This window comes from Staphylococcus sp. HMSC071G07 (genome assembly GCF_001811435.1).
GTDB lineage: Bacteria > Bacillota > Bacilli > Staphylococcales > Staphylococcaceae > Staphylococcus > Staphylococcus pettenkoferi.
On the sequence record NZ_KV804766.1, the window covers coordinates 74274 to 79211 of the forward strand.

The following is a 4938-nucleotide window of genomic DNA, read 5'->3' on the forward strand; positions in this document are numbered from 1 at the left end:
TGTCTTTATACTCATCTGGAATTTCTTCAAGGTTGAGTAGACCAACACCGATAGAAGGGCGAGTAATCTTACCTTTCTCAACAAGCTGTTTGATCGTTGCTTGAACTTCGTTACTTGGAATAGCAAAGCCGATACCTTCAACTTGCTCGTTCGCAATCTTCATGGAGTTAATTCCGACGAGATTACCGTTTAAGTCTACGAGTGCACCACCAGAGTTACCTGGGTTGATCGCTGCGTCAGTTTGAAGAACGTTGACTTTGTTAGGCCCTTCGGAAGTTTGAGCATCAATTGTACGTTCGTTCGCTGAGATAATGCCTGATGTTACTGAGTTAGCGAATTCGAGACCGAGTGGGTTACCCATTGCGAAGACGCTATCTCCAGTCTTCACTTTACTAGAGTCTGCGAATTGAATGGCTTTGATACCTTTCGTATTATCGATCTTTAACACGGCCATATCTGTCATCGCATCTTTACCTACAAGTTTTGCATCGACTTGTTTAGAGTTGTGTAATTGCACTTTAATCTTACTTGCGCCATCAATCACGTGGTTGTTAGTGACGATGTAAGCGTCTTTATTATTCTTCTGATAAATTACTCCAGAACCCACGCCAGCTTCTTGAGCTTTAGATTTCTTACCTTCGAGGAAATCTTCGATGCTGTGAACTTTCTGCATGTTAACGACACCTACGATAGCGGGTGAAATATCGTTGACCATCTGATTGACGGAGTCGTATTTATCACTTTTACCATCCATCGTATTGCCACTGCTACCACTGTGGGATTGATTGACCTTCGCACCATCTTTCTCTGGCACAGTATGATCGACAACTTTCCCTATACCTAACACGATAAGCGCACCGATAATTCCTGCGATGAGCGCTATGATAATCGTCTTAAACCAAGGAAATTTCGGTTTATAACGCCTTGAACTCGGATAGGAGATAGAGTAATTGACGTTGTCTTGTCGTGTGTCTTTATTCTGAAACATATTTAACCTCCATTATAATATTCATCTACTATTATGAGAGTTTTTGCAATATTTTTCTAGTAAATCACGTTATATTTCGAGAGTTTCAATCTTTTGTTGAGGCGGTATAGCGGAAATGGTAAAATTTATTATTGTATAACAGTTATTAAAGTAGGTGAACGTATGTATAATTTTTGTCGAGCTATCTTAACTTTTATACTGATTAAAGTTTGTAAAAGTTTGGAGGTTCATGGAAAAGAGAATATACCTCAACTTTATCGGTATGTCGTGACGTGTACGCATGAAAGTTATAATGAGGTTATTATGCTTGGTTTAGCAATTTCTCCGAACCAAATACATTATATGGCGAAAAAGGAACTCTTTTACAATAAATATATTGGCAAGTTCCTGAAATCTTTAAATGCTTTTCCAGTAGATCGTGAAAACCCAGGTCCAAGTACTTTGAAACAACCCATCAAATTGTTGAAAAAGAATAAGACAGTAGGGTTATTCCCGGCAGGACACCGTACGAAGAAAGATGAAGATGCACCATTGAAACGTGGGGCGGCGACTATCGCGATGATGGCAGGAACGCCTATCGTACCAGCAGCTTACGTTGGTCCTAAAGATATCAAAGGATTATTCTTTGGTAAAGCGCATATTAAATTTGGAGAACCTATCGACACGAAATCACTTCCGAAGTCCATGAAACGTAATGAAAAGTTAACTTACATCACGAAAGAATTAGAAAAACGTACGAAAGCATTACATCAAGAATTAGTTGAGACGTACGGAGATTAATTAAGTCAGCGTTTTTCAAATCATTACAACTATAAATCGATTATTAAAGCTAAAGTGTTCAACTCTTGTCTTATATTACGCACTACATAAAGGCTCGAGTTGTTGGACTTTAGCTTTTTTGTGTCGATTTCACAAGGTCTATAGGTCTGAGAGAGGTGCTGTGTTAATATATTAATGGCTATTATAGTTGCTCATTCAAATTATTATCAAAGATAAAGAAAAGAGGATATAGAATGTATAACTTTCTACAACGTTTAGGTAGATCATTGATGCTACCGATTGCAGTCTTACCTGCCGCTGCAATTATTACAGGTATAGGGAATTTATTAAACGCCCTTCAACTTTGGCCACATGTCGCTGAGTTCTTTGCTCAGAGTGGTAAGGCGATTCTCGATCAACTTGGCATACTCTTTGCAGTAGGGGTTGCATTGGGGATGGCGAAGAAGAACGATGGTGCAGTGACTTTAGCAGCGGTTGTCGGTTTCTTTTTAACAACGCAAGTGCTCAAGCCCGAGCATTTATCAGTGCTGTTAGGAATTGATAAGAATGATGTCAACATGGCCTTTGAGCAAATGAATAATGGAAACGTCTTTGTTGGTTTACTCGTTGGCTTAATCGCCGCATTTACATACAACCGTTTCAGTCAGACGGAGCTTCCTATGGCGCTGTCCTTCTTCAGTGGTAAACGACTCGTACCGATTATGACAGCTTTCTTTAGTTTAGGGCTCATCGTCGTATTAATGGTCGTGTGGCCTTATATTTACGATGCAATTGTTACCTTTGCGAAATGGATTATCGGATTCGGACCTATAGGTGCTTTCCTTTATGGCTTCTTCAACCGTCTCTTAATTCCGACAGGCTTACACCATGCGTTGAATTCTGTCTTCTGGTTTAATATTGCCGGCATTGATGATATACACAAGTTCCAGTCAGGACACGAAGCTGTGAAGGGCATTACTGGCCGTTATCAAGCAGGTTTCTTCCCAGTCATGATGTTTGGTGTGCCAGCCGCCGCACTTGCGATGTATCATTCAGCTGAATCGAAGCAGAAGAAACGGGTCTACGGCTTGATGTTAGCAGGAGCAGTTTCGGCCTTTATCACTGGTGTTACAGAACCGATTGAGTTTGCGTTTATGTTTGTGGCACCATTGCTTTTCGTCATCCACGCATTTTTAACGGGTTTATCCATGTTTATTGCTGCATTGTTCCACTGGACAGCAGGTTTCTCATTCAGTGCAGGTTTGATTGATTATCTGTTATCACTCGTCAATCCTGTAGCCAATCATCCGTTGATGTTGATTGTAGAGGGCATCGTGTTCTTTATTCTGTATTACGTTATCTTCCGTGTCGTTATCAGGCTCTTTAACTTGAATACACCAGGTCGCGGTTCTAACTTACTTCAAGATCCTACAGAGGAAACTGATTCAACTTCTGATGGTAAAAAGAACGCAGCAACAGGTGGTAAATATCATGCGATGACGCAGCAAATACTTACAGGCTTAGGTGGAAAAGAGAATATTACATCACTCACCAATTGTGCGACTCGGTTAAGATTAGAGCTTCAGGATAATCAACAGATAGATAAAGATATGATTAAAAATGCCGGCGCAGTAGGTGTGACAACGAGTGGACAACACAATGCTCAAGTCGTCATCGGTCCACAAGTTCAACAAGTTGCAGATGAAGTTGAAAGCTTAATGAATGGTCAAGAATAACTATTCCTTTTAGCTAGTCACATTTAAGAAGAGAATTGAATCTATGAGAATAAGAGCAAATAGTTTAGTGCTATTTGCTCTTTTACTATACAGATAGTAATATAGGCGTAGCACAGTTCAGTTATAAGGGAGTGGCATGGGAGAATGAAATCAATCTTGTTTGATGTAGACGGCGTCTTCTTGAGCGAAGACCGTTGCTTCGATGTCGCTGCACTCACAGTTTACGAAATTCTGATGAGTTCAGAGTATATCGGTCTACATCCTTCAATCGACTTCAGTCAACTTACTGAAGAAGATATTAAAGAAATACGTGAACTCGTCTTTTACCAAGATGAGATTCTACAACAGTTAAAATCAATGGGGCTCAATTCGAATTGGGACATGTTGTTTATCGTGTTGGCGTTACATACGATTGAGATTTGTAAGGCTATTGATCCAAGAACGTTACAAGCCTTTCTTGAATCAGAAACAATTTCTGCAGAAGCATTACAATTTTTAGGACAGCATGTTAACGAAGTTGCGTTAAACTTTGAGAGCCCCATGAAATTTTTAAAACAAGTAAAGCATGAAAAGAATGAAATCTTTGAAGCTTTACAAGCACATGCTCAAGCGGCGTTATATACAGATAAAGTAGATATGTTTGAAATGAGTAGCTCATATTGGCAACTTGCTCAAGAGGTCTATCAAGAATGGTATTTAGGACGTCAATTATTTGAGGAAGTAGAAGAGAAAGCTGCTAAATCAACATTTAAAGAAGGTTATATTTATCACGAAGTTGTGCTCGCACCTGTTAAAGATATTCAAATATTACTACAAGATTTGGTAGATGCAGGCTATCAACTTGCGCTAGCTACAGGACGACCGCGCACAGAAACTGAAGTTCCGTTTCGAAGTCTCGGTTTAAGTGATTATTTTGATAAACAACATGTCGTGACAGCGTCTGATGTCTTGAAAGCGGAACAAATATTGCCCGAGCAACGACCACTCGCTAAGCCTAATCCATTTACATATTTAGCTGCTTACTTTGGGAATGAAGTGTCTAAATATAGTCAGTATGCACAGGATCAAGCACAACGACTCGAGGACGAAGAGGTGTATATCGTTGGTGACTCGTTAGCTGATTTACTTTGTGCGAAGAAGATTGGTGCAACATTTATCGGTCCACTGACAGGGTTAAAAGGGAAAGACGCGAAAGCAGAATTAGAAGGTTATGAGGCGGGTTATATCGTAGACGATGTGTTGCAAATAAGAAATATTTTATTGTAAGTGGGCGCAAGACAGAAATGAGAATAATTTCGTAGTCTTGATCCGCAAGATTGACTCGTATTTATGACAGCGTGAGTTATCTCAAGTACAGAGAGCTACTGCGACAAATATTGAGCATGAGACATAAATGTGAATTGACTTCTGAGATAAATAAAAAACAGCTTAAAATAAATTCTTGAGCAAATTTTC

General features: G+C 39.6%; 3 protein-coding genes and 1 pseudogene. 3 read left to right on the plus strand and 1 reads right to left on the minus strand.

Annotation, left to right across the window (positions count from 1 at the left end):
* A pseudogene (locus tag HMPREF2802_RS04230) lies at nt 1-988 on the minus strand (S1C family serine protease); the annotation flags it as partial.
* Between the two features lie 162 nt (nt 989-1150).
* On the opposite strand from HMPREF2802_RS04230, the gene HMPREF2802_RS04235 reads away from it, so the two are divergent.
* From HMPREF2802_RS04235 to HMPREF2802_RS04245, 3 genes are all read left to right on the plus strand, one after another.
* Nucleotides 1151-1768, plus strand: a complete 618-nt coding sequence (locus HMPREF2802_RS04235; protein ID WP_049411290.1) for a lysophospholipid acyltransferase family protein — start codon at nt 1151-1153, stop codon at nt 1766-1768.
* 233 nt (nt 1769-2001) lie between these two features.
* Nucleotides 2002-3483, plus strand: coding sequence for an N-acetylglucosamine-specific PTS transporter subunit IIBC (gene nagE, locus HMPREF2802_RS04240; RefSeq protein WP_070502870.1), 1482 nt, complete (start codon nt 2002-2004; stop codon nt 3481-3483).
* A gap of 144 nt (nt 3484-3627) precedes the next feature.
* Entirely contained in the window at nt 3628-4749 is a 1122-nt protein-coding gene (locus HMPREF2802_RS04245) for an HAD family hydrolase (protein ID WP_070502871.1), read from the plus strand.
* Nucleotides 4750-4938: the final 189 nt, after the last annotated feature.

Excerpts from the sequence above, each read along its gene's own strand:
- HMPREF2802_RS04235 (WP_049411290.1), top strand. The coding sequence starts at position 1,151 with ATGTATAATTTTTGTCGAGCTATCTTAACTTTTATACTGATTAAAGTT.
- nagE (WP_070502870.1), top strand. The coding sequence starts at position 2,002 with ATGTATAACTTTCTACAACGTTTAGGTAGATCATTGATGCTACCGATT.
- HMPREF2802_RS04245 (WP_070502871.1), top strand. The coding sequence starts at position 3,628 with ATGAAATCAATCTTGTTTGATGTAGACGGCGTCTTCTTGAGCGAAGAC.